Annotated in this window: 15 protein-coding genes, 1 tRNA gene and 1 pseudogene; 8 read left to right on the top strand and 9 right to left on the bottom strand. The window is 56.6% G+C overall.

Annotation, left to right across the window (positions count from 1 at the left end; genetic code table 11):
- Positions 1 to 5: 5 nt before the first annotated feature.
- The 3 genes from ispG to WMO36_RS05730 form a co-directional block, all read right to left on the bottom strand.
- Complete coding sequence (gene ispG / locus WMO36_RS05740; protein ID WP_055063539.1) at positions 6 to 1202, bottom strand: flavodoxin-dependent (E)-4-hydroxy-3-methylbut-2-enyl-diphosphate synthase; 1197 nt, start codon at positions 1200 to 1202, stop codon at positions 6 to 8.
- Between the two features lie 87 nt (positions 1203 to 1289).
- Complete coding sequence (gene dxr / locus WMO36_RS05735; RefSeq protein WP_004220760.1) at positions 1290 to 2468, bottom strand: 1-deoxy-D-xylulose-5-phosphate reductoisomerase; 1179 nt, start codon at positions 2466 to 2468, stop codon at positions 1290 to 1292.
- Positions 2469 to 2559: 91 nt separating this feature from the next.
- The gene (locus WMO36_RS05730) at positions 2560 to 4125 is read right to left on the bottom strand and encodes a DivIVA domain-containing protein (RefSeq protein ID WP_349077122.1); all 1566 of its coding nucleotides are present in this window, start codon (positions 4123 to 4125) and stop codon (positions 2560 to 2562) included.
- A gap of 206 nt (positions 4126 to 4331) precedes the next feature.
- Here WMO36_RS05730 and WMO36_RS05725 point away from each other — a divergent pair.
- Positions 4332 to 4405: transfer RNA gene (locus tag WMO36_RS05725), tRNA-Val, on the top strand.
- 381 nt (positions 4406 to 4786) lie between these two features.
- Here the strand turns inward: WMO36_RS05725 and WMO36_RS05720 are convergent.
- On the bottom strand, positions 4787 to 5212 hold the full coding sequence (locus WMO36_RS05720) for a DUF3052 domain-containing protein (protein ID WP_004220767.1): 426 nt from the start codon (positions 5210 to 5212) through the stop codon (positions 4787 to 4789).
- 97 nt (positions 5213 to 5309) lie between these two features.
- Positions 5310 to 6203 carry a YlbL family protein gene (locus WMO36_RS05715; protein WP_144166049.1) on the bottom strand — a complete coding sequence of 298 codons (894 nt, stop codon included), beginning with the start codon at positions 6201 to 6203 and terminating at the stop codon, positions 5310 to 5312.
- Between the two features lie 66 nt (positions 6204 to 6269).
- Between WMO36_RS05715 and WMO36_RS05710 the strand changes: the two genes are divergently transcribed.
- Positions 6270 to 7847: a zinc-dependent metalloprotease gene (locus WMO36_RS05710; protein ID WP_302695036.1), complete on the top strand. Its 1578-nt coding sequence runs from the start codon at positions 6270 to 6272 to the stop codon at positions 7845 to 7847.
- A gap of 22 nt (positions 7848 to 7869) precedes the next feature.
- Here WMO36_RS05710 and WMO36_RS05705 read toward each other — a convergent pair whose 3' ends face one another.
- Positions 7870 to 9369, bottom strand: a complete 1500-nt coding sequence (locus WMO36_RS05705) for an ATP-dependent helicase (protein WP_435374687.1) — start codon at positions 9367 to 9369, stop codon at positions 7870 to 7872.
- Between the two features lie 217 nt (positions 9370 to 9586).
- On the opposite strand from WMO36_RS05705, the gene WMO36_RS05700 reads away from it, so the two are divergent.
- Positions 9587 to 11107, top strand: coding sequence for a phosphotransferase (locus tag WMO36_RS05700; protein ID WP_349077152.1), 1521 nt, complete (start codon positions 9587 to 9589; stop codon positions 11105 to 11107).
- Positions 11108 to 11167: 60 nt separating this feature from the next.
- Positions 11168 to 11392, top strand: coding sequence for a DUF3107 domain-containing protein (locus tag WMO36_RS05695; protein ID WP_099571373.1), 225 nt, complete (start codon positions 11168 to 11170; stop codon positions 11390 to 11392).
- Between the two features lie 176 nt (positions 11393 to 11568).
- On the opposite strand, the gene WMO36_RS05690 is transcribed toward WMO36_RS05695, so the two are convergent.
- Positions 11569 to 12447, bottom strand: a complete 879-nt coding sequence (locus WMO36_RS05690; RefSeq protein ID WP_349077116.1) for a PHP domain-containing protein — start codon at positions 12445 to 12447, stop codon at positions 11569 to 11571.
- A gap of 90 nt (positions 12448 to 12537) precedes the next feature.
- On the opposite strand from WMO36_RS05690, the gene WMO36_RS05685 reads away from it, so the two are divergent.
- On the top strand, positions 12538 to 13206 hold the full coding sequence (locus WMO36_RS05685; protein ID WP_180753704.1) for a vitamin K epoxide reductase family protein: 669 nt from the start codon (positions 12538 to 12540) through the stop codon (positions 13204 to 13206).
- A gap of 142 nt (positions 13207 to 13348) precedes the next feature.
- Here the strand turns inward: WMO36_RS05685 and dapF are convergent, their stop codons facing one another.
- Complete coding sequence (gene dapF / locus WMO36_RS05680; protein ID WP_349077114.1) at positions 13349 to 14248, bottom strand: diaminopimelate epimerase; 900 nt, start codon at positions 14246 to 14248, stop codon at positions 13349 to 13351.
- Positions 14249 to 14314: 66 nt separating this feature from the next.
- Here dapF and murI point away from each other — a divergent pair, with 66 nt between their 5' ends.
- The 3 genes and pseudogenes from murI to WMO36_RS05665 all read left to right on the top strand — a co-directional run bounded on the left by murI (position 14315) and on the right by WMO36_RS05665 (position 17146).
- On the top strand, positions 14315 to 15091 hold the full coding sequence (gene murI, locus WMO36_RS05675; protein WP_039199036.1) for a glutamate racemase: 777 nt from the start codon (positions 14315 to 14317) through the stop codon (positions 15089 to 15091).
- 11 nt (positions 15092 to 15102) lie between these two features.
- Positions 15103 to 15327 (top strand): annotated as a pseudogene (locus WMO36_RS05670) (DUF6363 domain-containing protein); the annotation flags it as partial.
- 169 nt (positions 15328 to 15496) lie between these two features.
- A complete protein-coding gene (locus WMO36_RS05665; protein WP_435374683.1) occupies positions 15497 to 17146 on the top strand; it encodes a peptide ABC transporter substrate-binding protein in 1650 nt (549 codons plus the stop codon).
- Positions 17147 to 17276: 130 nt separating this feature from the next.
- Here WMO36_RS05665 and WMO36_RS05660 read toward each other — a convergent pair whose 3' ends face one another.
- Positions 17277 to 18215, bottom strand: coding sequence for an isoaspartyl peptidase/L-asparaginase family protein (locus tag WMO36_RS05660; protein WP_022245330.1), 939 nt, complete (start codon positions 18213 to 18215; stop codon positions 17277 to 17279).
- Positions 18216 to 18240: the final 25 nt, after the last annotated feature.

Below are 18240 nucleotides of genomic sequence, written 5' to 3'. Positions count from 1 at the left end.
CGAAATCAACAATTACCTTGCGCCACCGGCACCACCACCGGTCCTGTGGCGTTGACGGGCACCTGTCCGTCCGCTTCCATCTGCGCGGCGATCTCCTGCGCTTTGACCAGCAGCGTTTCCACAATCTGGTCTTCCGGCACGGTTTGAATGACTTTGCCCTTGATGAAAATCTGTCCCTTGCCGTTGCCGGATGCCACACCCAAATCGGCTTCACGGGCCTCGCCCGGACCGTTGACGATGCAGCCCATAACAGCCACGCGAATCGGCGCGGTCACATCCTTTAAACCTTCGGTCACCGCATTGGCCAACTGAATCACATCAACCTGGGAACGACCGCAGCTCGGGCAGGAGATAATGTCGAACTTGCGCGGACGCAATCCCATGTATTCCAGCAGCTTGCACCCGACTTTCACTTCTTCGACGGGCGGTGCCGACAGCGAAACGCGAATCGTGTCTCCAATGCCTTCAGCCAGCAGCGCACCGAATGCCAAACAGCTTTTGATGGTGCCCTGCCATGCCGGTCCAGCTTCGGTGACACCAAGATGCAACGGCCAATCACCCTTGGAAGCGAGCAGACGATACGTTTCCACCATGGTGATCACATCATGATGCTTGACGGAAATCTTGAAATCATGGAAGCCGACGTCTTCGAACATGCGCGCTTCCTTCATGGCGGACGCAACCAGTGCCTCCGGCGTCGGACCGCCATATTTCGCATACAGTTCCTTATCGAGCGAGCCCGCGTTCACGCCGATGCGCAACGAAATGCCCGCGTCCGTGGCGGCTTTGCAAATGGAAGGGCCAACCTCGTCGAATTTGCGGATGTTGCCGGGGTTCACACGCACCGCAGCGCAGCCCGCGTCAATGGCCTGGAACACGTATTTGCTTTGGAAATGAATATCGGCGATGACCGGAATCGGTGATTTCCTTACGATTTCCGGCAATGCGTCGGCATCATCCTGGCTTGGTACGGCCACGCGCACGATATCGCAGCCGGCTGCGGTCAGTTCCGCGATCTGCTGCAATGTCGCGGGAACATTGGCTGTCAGCGTATTGGTCATGGATTGCACCGAGATTGGCGCTCCCCCGCCGACTGGAACGGGACCGACCATAATACGGTGCGATTTGCGGCGCGGATGCAGCGGGCTTTCGCTAATGGCTGCCTCACCGGTTTTACGGAACGGCTTTTCGATTTCTGGCATACGTCAAATCCTTGCAATAACAAGGCTCCCGACTTAGGGAGCCTTGCGTCACTTACGTTTCGTCTGTTTGTTTTGTTTCGTTTTCCGTTACTTGTTTATCAGGTCGTCGGCTCGACGACGGGCTTCCAGCTCGAGTTGGCTCATTTCCTCCACGGAAGCGAATAGCGGATTGCCGCGCAGTTCCGCATCCATTTCGTCCAACACTTCCTTGACGGTATCGACGATGCCGAGATATGGCAAGCGATGTTCGAGGAAGGCGTGAACGGCCTGTTCGTTGGCAGCATTCAGCACGGCCGTATGCTTTTCGGAAGCTTCCAAGCAATGTCGAGCCAAGCTCACTGCGGGGAATGCCTCATCGTCAAGCGGTTCGAACGTCCACATGGCGGCTTTCGTCCAATCACAGGCCGCTGCGATGTTGCCAAGTCGTTCGGGAGCCGATAGGCCAAGCGCGATCGGCAGACGCATATCAGGCGGTGAAGCCTGTGCGATGGTGGCGCCATCGCGGAATTCCACCATGGAATGCACGATGGATTGCGGGTGCACGGTCACGTCGATACGGCTCGGGGGCACGTCGAACAGACGGCTCGCTTCGATGACTTCAAGCCCCTTGTTCATCAACGTGGACGAGTTGATGGTCACCACCGGACCCATATTCCAAGTAGGGTGGTTCAACGCCTGTTCAGGCGTGATGTCGGTCATCTGCTCGCGTTTCCAACCGCGGAACGGACCTCCGGAAGCGGTGACCACGAGTTTCGACACTTCACCGTGCGTGCCCGAACGCAACGATTGCCAGATGGCGGAATGTTCGGAATCAACCGGATTGATCTGCTGCGCACGAACCTGTGCGTCGAACAGCAGATGACCGCCGGCCACAACGGATTCCTTGTTGGCGAGCGCCAGCTGCGATCCTGCCTGCAGTGCCGCAATCGAAGGTTCAAGGCCGATGGATCCGGTAATGCCGTTCAACACCACGTCGGCACCGGATCCGGCCATGGCGATTACCGCTTCCGGCCCGGCCATGATTTCCACATGGCTTGCGCCGGCTTGGTTTAGCGCATCTTGGAGCGCATGGACCGCGTTTGTGTTGAAGATGGCGACTTTCGAAACGTGAAATTGGACCGCCTGTTGGGCCAGAAGTTCCACGTGGGAGCCGCCTGCCGCAAGTCCGACCACGTTGAAACGGTCGAGATGGCGGGAGATGACGTCAAGTCCTTGGGTGCCGATGGATCCGGTGGATCCCAGAATGACTACGGTTGAGGTTTGCATGGGTTATGCGTGTGCTCCGTATTTGTTTTGGATTATTCGTGTGAACGCGAAAACAGGCTGACGGTCACGTCAGCCTGTTCAGTGCGATTGCCTATTCAAAAGAGGGGAACGACAGGTCGGGAATATCGACATCCAGATTGCTGTTGGATGCTTCGAACATCGGATTGGTTGCCGGCTTGGTTTCGTTCTTCTTCTCTTCCTCTGCCGGTTTCGCCGGTTCAACGGGAGTTGCCGTTGCCGAGTGATCTGCGGAGGTTGCTGGTTCCAGCGTGAAGGAGGGTGGGACGGTCGGCAAGGTTCCGAGATTAATCGAGTCGGTATTGACCTGCGGAAGGTTCGGCGTCGACAGGCTTGGCATGCGCGGGGTGAACGTGTCTTCGACCGGATCGGGAGCGTCGATGTTCTGGGCCATCTGCGCCAAGGCAGCCAACGAAGAATCGGGAGCGATGTTGATGCCGTGAGATTCTTCCGGCTGATGTGCGACCGAAGTGTCTGGAATCACAGGAGCCGCAGGCGCGGCCGGAGCGTCATAGCTCGGCGCGCCATCATCAGAAAGCGGATTGAACGCTTCGGTTTCCGTTCCTGCGGAAGATGGCTCCTCGTCAACCGCATTGGACGCTTTGAACAGGTGTGCCAACGACTGTTCCGGAGCCGCTGGAGCAACCGGAGCGGCCTGAGGTTCCGGCGTTACAGGAGCTGCCGGAGTTACCGGAGCCGACGGGGTGCTGATGGTTGGCTGGAACACAGGCGGAACCACGGGAGCATACGTCGGCGCAGCGGTTTGAGTGGCCGGAATGTTCACCGGGGACGTTGCAGGCGTGGTGAAAATCTCACGTTCCGCCTTATTCAAAGCGTCGAAGGAGTCAGTGCTGTTTTGAACCTGAGCGGGCTGCGCAATAGGTTCTGCGGAAACGGCTGGAACGGCGAATAACGGCGAGACCACCTGCGTCTCTTGGGATGCCAGACTGGTTGCGGGCGGATTGGCTGCGGCCATCGCGCTTTCGGAGGGCTCGCCCACGAAGTCGGCCACACGAGCATAGGATTCGAGTCTGGTCAGCAGCTGCACGCATTCGTTCAGGTAATAATCCACCTGACGCTCGTCATAGCCACGCTTGCCCTTGCGCTGGGTGAAGATCACATTCGCCACGGTCTGGGAGTTCAGATCGACAAGTTTCTTGGCATCGTCTTCCGACACTTCCTCAACGCCGAGCTCGCCAGCGGCCTTCGTCAGGCACTGATCGACGATGCGATCCACTTGCTTGCGGTCATAGCTCGGCTCCTTGCCTTCTCCTGGCTTGAAACGTTCGCCGTGCTCACGTTTGGAATGGGCGTCAAGCTGGCGGAACAGACTTTCGGTCTGCGCTTTCCACGCCACACGACCATGCTGCGAAATCTCCCATGTGGTCTGCTTGTCCACCACGGCGCGCTCCAAACGAGCAAGGGCCGCGTCCACTTGGGCGATCACATAGCCGCCTTTGACCAAATCGAAAGAAACATTCTGAATATCATGCTGGGTGAGTTGCGCTCCCTCACCTTCGTACAGCATGTGCGCACGCTCAAGAAAAGCGTCCACCTGTTCGGAATCATACCCCCACTTGCGCTTTGAAGTACGAGCGATCCCCGATGCGTTCCTCTCGGATTCAGGTTCCTGCGCCATTGGCTATCGACCTCCTACTGCACTACTCAACGTCCTTACTCTACGTGATTGATTCGACGCTTTTGGCTTTCTTGTGGAAAATTCAGCGAATCGACACTCAAATCACACCATTTTTCACGCATTTACTATGGAAGGAACCCCTATTGGGCAGCGCGACACACGTTGAAGCTGTCGCAGGCAACGAATACTGTACAGTAGAGCTTTGCGGGCGATTAGCTCAGTTGGTTAGAGCGCCACCTTTACACGGTGGATGTCGGGGGTTCGAGTCCCTCATCGCCCACCTTTTGTTTCCGCGGAAAATAAGCCATTCCGGCTCTTCTGATATTTCCAACTATCTCACGTGCATGTCAGCAAAGTCATGACTTTTGTCAACGCTTTGTCAAAGTCTCCGTCAATGCTTACCGATTCATCCTTCGATGATGTTGCCTTCGGCGTCGATGCGAGGCGCGGTAACCGCAGCATAACCAAAAAGCAGCAATATGTAACGGCAGAATCCAACGCGATATACACGGTTATTACATTCGCTCAAATATGGAATTTCATGGAAACATCTTCTTCGACCGCTTCCGTAAGCAAAAAGGCTTGGAATAGTGTGATTCCAAGCCTTTATATGAGCGTCCGACCTTGGCCATGCGTGCCGAGGCGGGCAAAACGAATACGATCAGCGGCCTTTACCGAATGCACGCAGACGGATGCCATTCCAGTCACCGCTGACGGTCAGCGGCGTGGCTGCATTCATGCCGGCGGTCTTCGCGGCGGACTGCACGGTGCTTGAACTTGCCGCGCCCGGGCGCCCCGGCTTCGGGGTGAGCACCCACAATGGACCATCGTCTCCAAGGACCGCATACGCATCGACGATGGTGTCAGACAGTTCGTCTTCGTCATCGCCGTCGCGCCACCAAATAATCACGCCATCAACGGCGGAATCATAGTCCTCGTCGACCAGCTCTTCACCGGTCAGCTCCTCGATCTTGGCGCGGATCGAGTCGTCCACATCATCGTCCCACAGCCATTCCTGTACCAGGTCGCCGGCGTGGAAACCGAATTCTTCAGCGTTATCAGATGCCGTTTGATTCACGTTCGTCAATATACCAACACTGCTCGAACATATACGTTACGAACCGTGGAATTGCTCACTTTGCGAGATTGTTTTTTCTTATATCTCGGAATGCGTCAAGAATGCGTCACTCTTCTGCAGAGCATTGCGGCAGTGATGCACCCTTGCCGTCTCGGATGGCGATCAGCGCATCGTATGCCTCCTGCAAAGTAGACACTTTCACCACGTTCAAGCCTTCCGGAATATGGCCTACAACGCTGGAACAATTGGATTCCGGGGCGAGAAACCAGGTTGCGCCGTCGCGTTTCGCTCCGAGCATCTTCAAACGGATGCCTCCGATTTCGCCGACTTCACCTTTGTCGTTCATCGTGCCCGTTCCCGCGATGATCTTACCCCCGGAAAGTTTTTCACCGGTTACCTTGTCGATCAGACCAAGCGTGTACATCATGCCCGCCGAGGGCCCTCCGATGTCGTCCACATGCATGGACACCTTCATGCCGGACACGTCATAGCCATGCTCTTTCAGAAACTTTTTCGCCGCCGCGGTGGCGGAATCCTGCGATGACGCCATCTCCTTGTCGCTGGACTGCTTGTATTCCTCTACGGTTTGTCCAACAGGAACCACCGCCTCCTGAGGCATCACCGTGGATTTCGAATCGGCCCACGCCACCAATGCCTGAGCGTTCGACACCGGGTACCCTGGTACACCTGAAGCATTGACCGTGACTAACAGCAGTTGGCCCGAATCCTTATACGTTTTCACACCGGAAACGGCGATGACCTGCTTGCCGGAAACCTCCCCGAGCACATTCTGCGTCGGACCGGGCATCTGCACCACATACGCGCTGGGCATAATCAACACCAATACGCACAGTACCGCCACCAACGGTCCTGCAAGATAACGCCATGAACGCGCGGACAGCCAACCTTCCGCGCCTATCAGCCATCGTTTGACACGTCCCGGAGCACCGTTACGTGTGTCTTTGCCGTGAATTCGTCGTGTTTCCTTCATCTTGGGCATACCTCCCATAGCATAGTATGGAACCAACCAAACTTGAACAAACGCTTAGGAAAAGGCAGGGCCGGCATGGACGAGAACGCGATCCGCCAATGGTTTATCGATTGTTTCGGACCAATTCAAGGCGAGATGGCATGGAACCAGTTTTCCAACATGCCGGAGGAGTTGCGCGACCAGCTGATGAGTCAGGATGTAAGCAAACTTCCCAAGCCGGCTGAGGTCAGGTCGATGATGCAGGCGTTCACCGCGGGCGGGCTCAACACTTTCGGAGACATCCAGCACATCACCGAAGAAGGTCCTATCAACGTCAAATTGGCAAAATCATTGGCACTGCAGCAGGCCAATGGCGAAGAATCTGAAACCAGCGTGAGCGCGGAATACGGAGAGATGGCCCGCCGTGCCATCAGCGAGGCGAATCTGTGGCTCGATACCGCCTGCGAGTTCAATCCAGCACAGGGCGAGACGCAGGTGCTCACCCGCGCTGGATGGGTGGAAGGCTGCATTGATTCCTGGGCGCAGTTCGCGTCTCCCATAGCCGAGTCGATGAGCGACGCGCTGGCTTCGATTTTGTCTCAGCGTTTTGGAGATTCGGAGTTTCATACGGAAGTTTCCGGCATTTTCGCCGGTCCGGTGCAGATTCCGATTCCTGATGACATGAAGGATCCGGCAAAGTTGATGCGTTTCGTCGGCAATACGTCGTTCGCCATGCAGCTGGGACGCGCCGCCGGCGATCTGTCACATGAGGTGCGCGGCAGTTTCGACCAGGGCATTTCGCTGCTGAAGAATCCGGCTGGAGGCCTGATTGTACAGAACGTCGTTGAATACGCCAAATCCTTGGAAATCGATGTGACCGAGGTGATGGGCTATCTTGCGTTGCAGGAGCTCGCCCATTCACGCCTGTACGCTTCCGTGCCGTGGCTGATGCCACGCTTCGAGGCGCTGTTGGGCAAATATGCCCGTGGCACCAGCATCGATTTGGACGCCATGGAGGAGCAGATCCGCGATGCGCAGTCCGTCGACCCGGATTCCATGGCCGACGCGGTGAACATCACCAAGGTGGCGTTCCCCGACACGCCTGAACAACAGCAGGCCATGAAATCGCTGGAGAATCTGCTCGCCTTGGTCGAAGGTTGGGTAGACACCGTAGTGTGGCGCGCCGGCATGGCCCATATTCCGCATATCGAACAGCTTCGTGAGATGCTCCGCCGCGAGCGCGCCATCGGAGGTCCTGCGGAACGAACCTTCGAAAGCCTGATCGGCTTGCAATTGCGTCCGAAGCGCATGCGTGAAGCGGCCGCATTGTGGGATAACATCTGCGCCACGGAAGGCGCGCAGGCACGAGACGCGAAATGGTCGCATCCCGATCTGCTGCCGCAACTGCCGAATGATGACGATGGCAACGCCTCGCAATCGCAGAACATCGGATCGACGGCAAGCACGGAAAATACGACGCCCGCTGATTCCAACGTAACCGACACGGCATCGCAGTCCCTTGGCGACGCCGATGGCATGACCATCGATTGGGATGCCGAACTCAGCAAGCTGCTTGACGAGGAAGAGCACAAGGGCGGCGAATCCGATACCAATGGCGACGGCTCTGACGATTCCGCAGAATCCGGCAGCAACAACGAAACCGACGCCGAGTAATCGCGCTATTCCGTTAGCAGTATCAGCGGAAGAAGCGCGACACCCGTCGTGCCCTTTCGCCCTCATTGCCTTCACGGGTGCGCGCATATGAGACGTCCAACGTGTCCTCGGCGCGCGTCACGGCCACATACATGAGTCTGCGCTCCTCTTCAAGCACGTCGCCCTCCTGCGGCGCCCCATACGGTATGAGCCCTTCCGAGCAGCCGATGAGGAATACGTGTTTGAATTCCAGACCCTTGGATGCATGGATGGTGGAAATGGTCACGCCGCTAAGATCCGCACCGACGCCCAATGCCTCCAACATGGCCAATCTGGTTTGTACATCGTCGGAAAGCGCAGAATTCTGCCACCCGCTATCCCTGCGCACGCGATATCTCAGATGCTGTTCGCCCAATGCCTTGCACAGGATTTTCTGCTGTGCGTTGACTCTGGTGAGGATCGCGCAATCGGCCGTCGACTCCCCCGCATCCACCAGTTTGCGAATACGTGCTGCTACGCCTTGCGCTTCTTCCCAATCATTGCCGTATATGGTTTCCACAACCCTCCGCCCTTTGCTCCTTTCAGAGCTAAGCTTCAGATAATCGGCCCGTTGCGGCGATGCGGCAAGTATACGATTGGCATAGTTGACGATCTGCGGCGTGGAACGGTAGTCATTGTTGAGGTTGATATCTGCGGTGAGCGGACCGAATTCCGAAGCGAAATTGAGCAGACTGTAACTGCTTGCGCCCGCGAACGAGTAAATGGTCTGCGCGGGATCTCCTACCACGCAGATGTTGCGGTTTGAGCCAAGCCATCGGGTGAGCAAGCGGTGTTGCAATGGCGAAACGTCCTGATATTCGTCGACGGTGAGCCATGCGATATTGGAACGGATGGCCGAGGCCACGTCATCATCGCTTTCCATCAAATGGCATACGATCAGCAAAATATCGTCGAAATCGATTTCGTTGCGATTTGTTTTTTCCGCTTCATACGCTTTGTATACATCTACGAATTGGCTTGGTTCAAGACCTGAAGGCGGCTGACGATGCGTTGCCGCGCAAACGCGCACGTAATCTTCCGGCGCGATTAGTGAGATTTTGCACCAGTTGATTTCCGTCTGCAAGTTGCGTATGGTGTCGTCATCCATCTGGAAGGTGGTGACGCGGCGTAGCGAACGCTCCACCAGTTCCCGTGGATTTCGACAGATGAATGGCATCGGCCCTTCGCACACGTCCGGCCAAACCTGACGAAGCTGGTGGAGGGCCGCGGAGTGGAAGGTCGCGGCTTTGACGTCGGCTGCGACATCAAGCTTCGACAGTCGGCTACGCATTTCCGCCGCTGCTTTGACGGAGAACGTGACCGCCATCGTGCTTCGCGGATTCCATGCTTTGGTGGCGCACGCATAGGCGATTCTACGGGTTACGGTTCGCGTTTTGCCAGCGCCAGCGCCAGCGATAATGCGCACCGGACCGTCCACTGTCGTGGCGGCAGCCCGTTGCGCGTCATCTAATCCGTCGAGAATCTCTTCCACTGTTGCACTCATGCGTTCCATTGTGGCAGATTGCCGTCATCGGCGCATGCGTTTTCACGAGATGTCATTGCATGTCTTGCCTGACTGCACCCAATATGCCCGTCATGACTGCGCAATATGATGCAACGTCGATTTACGGGCGGTTTGCCGGCAGTTTTACGGGCAAGTCGGCGCATCTTCGCCCCTACTGTGTATTAAGGTTGGAATTGTGACCGAACGAAGCAAATTTATGATGGCTGCCCTGACCAGCGCGACAATGCCCAATGCCGCCATTGCCGGCACGCGAGCCAGCGAACAGACCAACTCGACCGACAAGGGGTATGGCGTCGACCACGCCGTGGTTCAGGATACGGCAGGCAAACTGTATGACGTGTTCGCATCCAATACGCCTGAAGGCCGCAAGCGTCTTGCCGGCCGTGTGCGTGCGGCTCAAACGTTGGCGCAAGCCCGCGAATTGGGTGGATTGGGGTTTGCTATCGATCACGTAGTGGCTTTTTCCAACGGAGATTTAAAGCATTCCGCCACTGGAGACACGTCCGTGCTCGTGTCCACCCACCATGTGGGCCAGGCACGACCGCTGGAACTGCTGACGTTGGATGATTGTTCCAGTGTGGGCACCGCTCTGGGTGCGATCCATCGACTTCGTCCTGATTTTCTTCAGGAAGCGGGTTATCCGGTGTTCGTCACTGACCAGATTCGCGCTCAGCTGACCGCTTGGATCAAACGGTTGCGCCAAGCCGGGCATGTTCCGCAGGAGATCACCACTAGCTGGACGAATATTCTTGAGACCGACGGGCTATGGTCGTTCTCCACTTGCCCGGTGCATGGCGGGTTGCGCGACGGCGATCTGCTGTTTTCCGGTTCGTCCATCACCGCGGTCACGAATTGGCAGGACATGCAGGTAAACGATCCTGCTCGCGATTTGTCTTGGATTTTCGCCAAACTTGATGAGAATCACCGTAACGCCATGCTTTCCGCATATGGTCGCATGTTGGGTAACCGTTTGGATGATCTGATTATGCTGCGCGCGAATCTGTGGCTGCAGATGGAACAGGTCGGCGATTTCATTTCCGCTTTGAACAAGGCGGACAACGCCAAGATCATGCAATTCAAGGCACAGGTGGAACGTTTGGCGCACCAGTTGGGTGTTGTCACGGCAAAGAATCGCGCACAAACCGAACCGAGGCAGGAATCCAAGGATCGTCCCCAGCGCCCGCCGAGCACGATCACCGTAGGCACGTTACTGAACGAATCGGAGCGTCGCCGTAACGCGGCCGCACAGCAGAATAGTTCCGACACGACCGGCGAACGTCACATCGACGCCGTAGACATGGATGATTCCACTGGAGATTTCGACGTGACCGGCTCCCAGCCGGTCCGCAAGACGAAGGAAATCGTCAACGACGCGACGGAAGCGTTCGCACCGGCCGGAACCCAGCAATCACAAGCACCGTCCGACAATACGAATGAGCGTGAGGCGACCCCGGTCAGTACCTTCATCCCGGAACATTCCGCAAAAGAACGGCACGAATCCATGCCGTCAAGTTCCACCATGGTAATCAGCAGGCTGGGAACGGCCGACGACAACGACGATACGAACGAAGAATCGATTCCCGCATCGCATAGCGAGGCCGCAACAGTACTCATTCCACTGTTGGAACGAGACGAGGCGACCATGCAGAAAGCACAGGCGCAGATCAATCAGTGGGAGGCGGAAGACGCCACCGAGGAGAAGCCACGCGTAGAATAGGCGCACATAACCCGTACATACATGTGCGCATGCATTGCGCATTATCACGAAGGAGCATCCATGGATATTGAACTCGGCATTCAGAATGTGGCCCGCACCGTCACCTTCAGCACCGAACAGAGCGCCGATGAGGTCAACACGGCCATCGCCGACGCCGTGGAGAACGGCAAGACCATCAATCTGACGGACGCCAAGGGCCGTCGCATTGTGGTGCCGGCAGGCTCGCTCGGCTACGCCATCATCGGTTCCGAAACCAAGCACGCCGTCGGTTTCGGCAACCTCTGATCCGTTCGCATCACCAGATTTCAGCTTCGAGCTGAAACACACGTTTTCGACGTAACAAGAAAAGCCAGACGCTCACGTCTGGCTTTTCCATTTTGGGCGATCAACTCGTTCCTGGTTTCATATCGCGATTACGCATCGATGATTGCGTTTCGGTCTTTTATTTTCGCCTTCGACGATTATTTGCTCAAGTAAACGCCTCGATTGATGATTTCCTGAACCGTTTCATCATCGGTGAGGTTCTCCCCCAGCACGTTCGGCTTGCCTTTGCCGTGCCAGTCGGATCCACCGGTTACCAGCAGATCATGCTTGCCGGCAATGGCAAGCAGCCGCTCACGCTGCTCGGGTGGATTGCCGCGATGCCACACTTCCAAACCGTCCAACCCTTCGGTGATGAGAGATTCGATTTGCCGGTCAGTCAGCAGGGTCCGGTTACGCCGGGGGTCTCCGGCGTGGGCGATAACCGTCACCCCGCCCGCACCCTTGACCGCGGCCACCACGTCATGTGTGGTCGGCGATGGCGTGGGAATGTAATATTTCGACGTTGCGCTCACCGCGTCGGCGAACGCGTCGGATCGCGTTTCATACACGCCGGCAGCCACCAATGCGTCGGCGATATGCGGCCGACCGATCGTGGTGCGTTTGCCTTCACGCACCTGCGCGAGCACATCATCCCACGTAATCGGAAAATCCTGCGCCATCAGTTCGACCATGCGCTTGGTTCTACGCAGTCGCGCCTCGCGGGTGGACGCGAACATCTCGCTGATATTGGCGTTCAACGGATCATATTGGAACGCAAGCATATGCACGGACACATTGCCGTCGACGGCGGTGATTTCCGTGCCGCGCAACAACGGCAATCCAATCTCCTGCGAAGCGGCCAACGCATCCTGCCAACCGGAGGTCGTGTCATGATCGGCAATCGCAACACCATGCAATCGCAATGATCGTGCCTCTTTCAGCAACACACGCGGCGTTTCCGTACCGTCGGAAAAAACGGTATGACAGTGAATGTCCCAACCTTCAGCGGGCGGTGCCGCAGTGCCTACGCGAATCATGTATCCATCGTAAGCTGTTCTTCGTCGCAACGCGGCACAATACCGCGTAAACTAGGCGATGACAACGTTTGTATTTTGATTCAAGGATGCATGATGAGCGATTTCCCCGGCGGACTGGTTGCCGAAGCCACTCTCGACGATGATTATACGAAACCGCGCGGCTGGCGTCACGGCGCCACTTGGACGTATCTGATTATGCTGGTCGCTTCGGCAGTCGCGCTGGTCGTATCGTTCGTGCTTTCCGCTGAGACACTGAAATTGGCTCGCAATCCCGGTCAAAAGCTCAGCTGTGACGTGAATGCCGTGATGTCGTGTTCCACGGTTGCGGAATCGTGGCAGGCTGAGATTGTGAAGTTCGCCGGTTTGAGTTTCCCGAATGCGTTCTTCGGTATCGCCGCGGAATCAGTGTTTGTAACGATTGCGGTGATTGGATTGATGAAGGTTGCCGTGCCTCGCTGGTTTGCGTTGTGCACATGGCTGGGCGGACTGGCCGCGCTGGCTTATTCGTATTGGCTGACCTCGCAGTCGTTGTTTGTGATCAACGCGCTATGTCCGTGGTGTCTGTGCCTGATGTTCTCCACCACCGTACAGTTCATGGCGTTGTCTCATGCCACGGCGGTGGTTCAGGAGATTCCGGCCAAAGGCGAGGGCGTGCGCACCTACTACCGTCTTAATTACGATCTGATGGTCGATGCCTTATGGATTGTGGCATTGATTGTGATCATTCTCGTCAAGGATGGTCCGATGCTGTTCAGCTGACGTCAGCCAACAATCTACGCAATATCAAATATTTGCCTGAATACAAGAGAAGCCGACTGGAAACAGCCGGCTTCTCTTGTATTTATTTGCGGATTTCGGTTTCTCATATGAGATTCGCGCGAAAAACCGTCTTACAGCAGTCTTACAGCAGTTCGATTTTGCCGACGATGGTGGCCGATCCGGTGAGTTTCACATCATCGTCGGTCACGTCGACGCGCAAGGTGCCACCACGTACGGTGATCGTCCAATGGTCGATACCTGTTTTGGCGCACAGGGTGATGGCGGTGGCGCACAGGCCCGTACCGCACGACAGCGTTTCGCCGCAGCCGCGCTCGTTGACGCGCATGGTGGCGCTACCCTCGTTGTCGCCTTCGCTTTGTTCGTCGATACGCACGAATTCAACGTTCTGGTCGCTTTCGATCTGGGGCGAGACGACCGGCTTGGTCACCAGATCAAGCTGTTCCACGGTCGGCAGGCTGGAGAACGCGTCTTCGATGACAGCGACCACATGCGGATTGCCCATGTCCACGAACGTGCCTCGCGCGGAACCCTTGGTTCCCGGAATCGTTACCTCGTAGAAGTCGAGGTCACCACGCTTCCACGCGCCCATTTCCACCTGGAACACGTCGTTGCCGAGGCCGGGCACATTGCCGAGCGACGTCAGCACTTTCACGCCGGCGCGCGTGCCAAGGCGGAATGGTTTGCCACCCGGCTGGTCGGCGATACCCTGGCGTTGCGCGAACAGGGTGATGGCTCGTGTGCCGTTGCCGCACATTTCGGCCAATGATCCGTCGGCGTTACGGTAGTCCATGAACCATTGCGCGTCCCCGGCAGCGCATTCGTCCACTTGGGCATCATTCAGGTCGGAAACGTCTTTCGGGTGGACGAGACGAATCAGTCCGTCGCCGCCAATGCCGAAATGACGGTCGCACAGCATTCGCACTTCGTCGGCGGTCGGCTCATACGCTCCTTCGGGGTCAACATACACCACGAAATCGTTGCCTGTGGCGTGCGCTTTGTAAACAATGTTCGGAATGCTCATACCAATTCACTCTACACGCGGTAGGCTATTGGAGGCAGGCTAAGTCTGGCAATCGCAGGAGGAATCATGACTTCAACGGCACCAATCGGCGTATTCGACTCCGGTTTGGGAGGTATTTCCGTGGTCCGTGAGATCCGCCATAACATGCCGAATGAGCGTGTGCTCTATTTCGGCGACTCCGCAAACGCCCCATATGGCACGAAATCTCCGGAACAGGTGCGCGACCTGTCGAACACCATCGTGGAACGCTTCGTGAAACAAGGTGTGAAAGCGGTGGTGATCGCCTGCAATACCGCAACTTCCGCAGCAGCCAACGAACTGCGCGACCGCTACGACATTCCGATCATCGGCATGGAACCGGCATTGAAAGTGGCATGCGACCGTGGTGAGGGCCATCGTCAGCGCGTGATCGTGGCCGCCACTCCCCTTACGTTGCGCGAGAAAAAATTCGCCGTGTTGATGGACCGGTTCAAAGCCGATCATACGATTTTTCCGGAACCATGCCCCGGTTTGGTGGAGATCGTCGAACATGGCCTGCTTGACGATCATGACACGGTGATGCGCACGTTGCATGAGTATTTCGACCAGTATGATTTGTCGACGATTGATTCGGTAGTGCTTGGCTGCACGCATTTCGTGTTCTATCGTGACTATTTCCGCGAATTGCTGCCGAGTTCAGCTGCGATCATCGACGGTAACGCCGGTACCGTGCGCCATCTTGGCGTGGTGCTCGAATCGTTGGGCAAACTTGCGCCGGACCATGCCGACGGCGGTATTGAACTTGCGAATTCAGACACTTGCGAACGAATTGCACGGTTAGCGCAGTCGCTGCTCGATCGCTGATCGCGAATGCGCGCAAATGTCCTCAATACGCGCGTAGAGTCAAGAAAACAGCAGCTTCAGAGAACGATGAAGTGGTGTTGGCCAAGGAATACGAGAAAGACGGCCGCGTGCTTATTCTCGCACCGGAAAGCCTGTATGGTTTAAGCACGTTGAGCAAGTCGTTCGAAGGTTTGGAACGCATGTACCGCGCGGGCTATGCGGCGGCCGAGGCCATTCCCTCATTCCTGGAAAGCTGAGGATGGCGTCCGCACACGCATTGGATGCGGACACGCCGTATTCATCGCCTGCGAGCTGTTCATTTCCAAATTGAGACATAACGCGAAAATTTCACAAAACTCCTATATTGTGTCCTATTGTTTTTCGCCGACATAATCGGCGGAAATGCCGACATTAAAGGAGAATGAAATGAAGAACAACGTGTTCCGTCGACTGCTGGCCATGGCCGCAGCGGGCGCCATGCTGACGTCGATCGCCGCATGCGGCTCGTCGTCCAGCGATGACACAGCCTCCAACGGCTCCGATAGCACATCGCTGATTTCAGTGAACAACAGCGAACCGCAGAACGGTCTAATTCCAAGCGACACCAACGAAATGGGCGGCGGCAGAGTTATTCGATACCTGTTCGAAGGTCTGGTGAGCTTCGACGCAAAGGGCAAGCAACATCTCGAAGTCGCCGAGAGTATCACCCCGAACGAGGATGCCACCAAGTACACAATCAAGTTGAAGAAAGGCTGGAAGTTCACCAACGGCGAGGCGGTAACCGCCCATTCCTTCGCCGACACCTGGAGTTTCGCCGCCAACGTGAAGAACGCGCAGAAGACCGCAAGCCGATTCTCCACCATCAAGGGCTATGACGAACTGCAGGATCCGAACGTCGATCCGAAGGCCACACTTTCCGGTCTTTCCACCCCGGACGACTACACGCTGGTCGTCGAGCTGAACAAGCCTGATTCCGTATTCCCGACCAAGCTCGCGCACCAATCCATGTTCCCGCTGCCAAGCGTGGCATTTAAGGACATCAAGAAGTTCGGCCAGGCTCCGATTGGCAATGGTCCGTACAAGTTCAAGTCCTGGTCCCACGACAAGAACATCATCGTCGTACCAAACAAGGATTATAAGGGCAGCCGCAAGGTGTCCAACAAAGGCATCGAATACCGCGTCTACACGAATGAGGATTCCGCTTACTCCGACGTGCTGTCTGGCAACCTCGACGTGATGGATCAGATTCCACAGTCCGCGGTGAAGACCTTCCGTCAGGATTCCAGCGTGATCGCCTACAGCCAGGCAGGATCCTCGTTCCAGTCCTTCGTCATTCCGGAACGTCTTGAGCATTTCGGCAACGACGAAGAAGGCCAGTTGCGTCGTCAGGCCATTTCCATGGCCATCGACCGCGACCAGATCGTCAAGAAGGTTTACAACAACACGAAGACCCCGGCCACCGATTTCACTTCACCGCTCGTCCCCGAATATGTGAAGAAACTGGAACAGAACGGCAGCAACCTGAAATACAACGCTTCCAAGGCCAAGGAACTCTGGAGGAAAGCCAATGCCATCAAGCCGTGGTCCGGCAACTTCCGAATCGCCTATAACGCCGATGGCGGCCATAAGGAATGGGTCGATGCCGTGTGCAATCAGATCAAGAACACGCTCGACATCGACGCCGCTGGCGAGCCGTACGCCACGTTCAGCGACGTGCGTAACCAGGTGACCAACCGCACCATCAAAACCGCGTTCCGTGCCGGCTGGATGCTGGATTACCCGTCCGCTGAGGATTATCTCAATCCGCTATATGCCTCCAGCTCCGCTGACGGTCATGGTTCGAACGATGGTGATTACAAGAGTGCGGAATTCGACAAGCTCCTGAATGCCGCACTTGCCCAGACCGACGTAAAGAAGCGGACCGAGGACTTCACCAAGGCGCAGGAAGTGCTGGCCAAGGATCTTCCGGTGATTCCGCTGTGGAACGACAACGTCGCCGCCGCGTCCGCGACGAACGTGAAGAACGTATCGTTCGATTACACCAATCTGCCTACCTACAACACCATCACTAAGTGATGTTTCTGGCCGGCGGACGAACGATTCGCCGGCCATATAGGGAGCTCAAGTACAGTGGGGTTCGAATCCTTCATGGATTCGAACCCCACTGTACTTTTGTGGCTTGTTTTGCCGGTTTGCCACTACAGCATCAACTCTGCACGTAGCTGCCCTTCGGAGACTTCCAACCGCAGTTCATCATCTCGCTATTGAACACCATTGCGCCTTCACCATGAGCCGGAACGACGATCATACCGCCATCGCCATGATGACGGGCGACACCATCCAGCGCCGCCTTCGCAGCCTCGATCGGCTCCTCCTTGGCGTACAGAACACGATCGGAAACCTGATGCGCAGCGACTTCCTTGACGAACGCTTCACCGATGCCGGTGCAGGAGATCGCGACGGAATCGTTGTTGGCATAGGTACCACAGCCCGGCAGAGGCGAATCGCCGACGCGTCCCGGCATCTGGTTGGTGATGCCACCGGTGGAGGTGCCGGCAGCGATGTTGCCGGACGAGTCACGGGCGACAGCGCCGATGGTGCCATGCTTCTCCCATTCATCGCCGTTGGATTGCGCCTCGCGCAAGGATTCCTGACGTGCTGGAGTGATGAAATATTCACTGTCGCACAGTTCGATTCCCCACTCCTTAAGCAAATCATTACCGGGCTTGGCAAACATGACATGCTTGGTCTTTTCCTTGATGGCACGCGCTACGTTGATCGGATTCTTAGACGTGGTCAGACCGCACGCGGAACCGACCTCGCCATCGACACCGGTCATCAGGCAGGAATCCATGGATACGATGCCTTCGCTCGTCAATGCAGCGCCACGACCAGCGTTGAACTCCGGAGCATCCTCCATAACACGGATAGCCGCGCACACGGCATCCTCCGCCGGCGCCCCCTGCTCCAGCAGCGCATAGCCAGCTTCAAGAGCCCTGTTCAAATCCTGCTCCACCTGGGCACGACGTTCCGGCGTATCCTTTTTGCCACGATTGCCGGCACCCGCGTGAATCACCAGCAGAATCCCGTCCGGATCAGCTTGGGCGATGTGGACCGTCGACTGAGGCAGTGCAGCTTCGTTCATTGATATCTTCTCCACTCCATTTTTA

The organism is Bifidobacterium hominis, assembly GCF_040095915.1.
Lineage (GTDB): Bacteria > Actinomycetota > Actinomycetes > Actinomycetales > Bifidobacteriaceae > Bifidobacterium > Bifidobacterium hominis.
The sequence above is the reverse complement of the archived record's forward strand: the minus strand, read 5'-3'. Positions and strand labels throughout refer to the sequence as shown.

Excerpts from the sequence above, each read along its gene's own strand:
- WMO36_RS05710 (WP_302695036.1), top strand. The coding sequence starts at position 6,270 with ATGGACGAGAACGCGATCCGCCAATGGTTTATCGATTGTTTCGGACCA.
- WMO36_RS05695 (WP_099571373.1), top strand. The coding sequence starts at position 11,168 with ATGGATATTGAACTCGGCATTCAGAATGTGGCCCGCACCGTCACCTTC.
- WMO36_RS05665 (WP_435374683.1), top strand. The coding sequence starts at position 15,497 with ATGAAGAACAACGTGTTCCGTCGACTGCTGGCCATGGCCGCAGCGGGC.
- dxr (WP_004220760.1), bottom strand. The coding sequence starts at position 2,468 with ATGCAAACCTCAACCGTAGTCATTCTGGGATCCACCGGATCCATCGGC.
- WMO36_RS05685 (WP_180753704.1), top strand. The coding sequence starts at position 12,538 with ATGATGAGCGATTTCCCCGGCGGACTGGTTGCCGAAGCCACTCTCGAC.
- WMO36_RS05715 (WP_144166049.1), bottom strand. The coding sequence starts at position 6,203 with ATGCCCAAGATGAAGGAAACACGACGAATTCACGGCAAAGACACACGT.
- dapF (WP_349077114.1), bottom strand. The coding sequence starts at position 14,248 with ATGAGCATTCCGAACATTGTTTACAAAGCGCACGCCACAGGCAACGAT.
- WMO36_RS05660 (WP_022245330.1), bottom strand. The coding sequence starts at position 18,215 with ATGAACGAAGCTGCACTGCCTCAGTCGACGGTCCACATCGCCCAAGCT.
- WMO36_RS05690 (WP_349077116.1), bottom strand. The coding sequence starts at position 12,447 with ATGATTCGCGTAGGCACTGCGGCACCGCCCGCTGAAGGTTGGGACATT.
- WMO36_RS05730 (WP_349077122.1), bottom strand. The coding sequence starts at position 4,125 with ATGGCGCAGGAACCTGAATCCGAGAGGAACGCATCGGGGATCGCTCGT.
- WMO36_RS05705 (WP_435374687.1), bottom strand. The coding sequence starts at position 9,369 with ATGAGTGCAACAGTGGAAGAGATTCTCGACGGATTAGATGACGCGCAA.
- WMO36_RS05700 (WP_349077152.1), top strand. The coding sequence starts at position 9,587 with ATGATGGCTGCCCTGACCAGCGCGACAATGCCCAATGCCGCCATTGCC.
- murI (WP_039199036.1), top strand. The coding sequence starts at position 14,315 with ATGACTTCAACGGCACCAATCGGCGTATTCGACTCCGGTTTGGGAGGT.
- ispG (WP_055063539.1), bottom strand. The coding sequence starts at position 1,202 with ATGCCAGAAATCGAAAAGCCGTTCCGTAAAACCGGTGAGGCAGCCATT.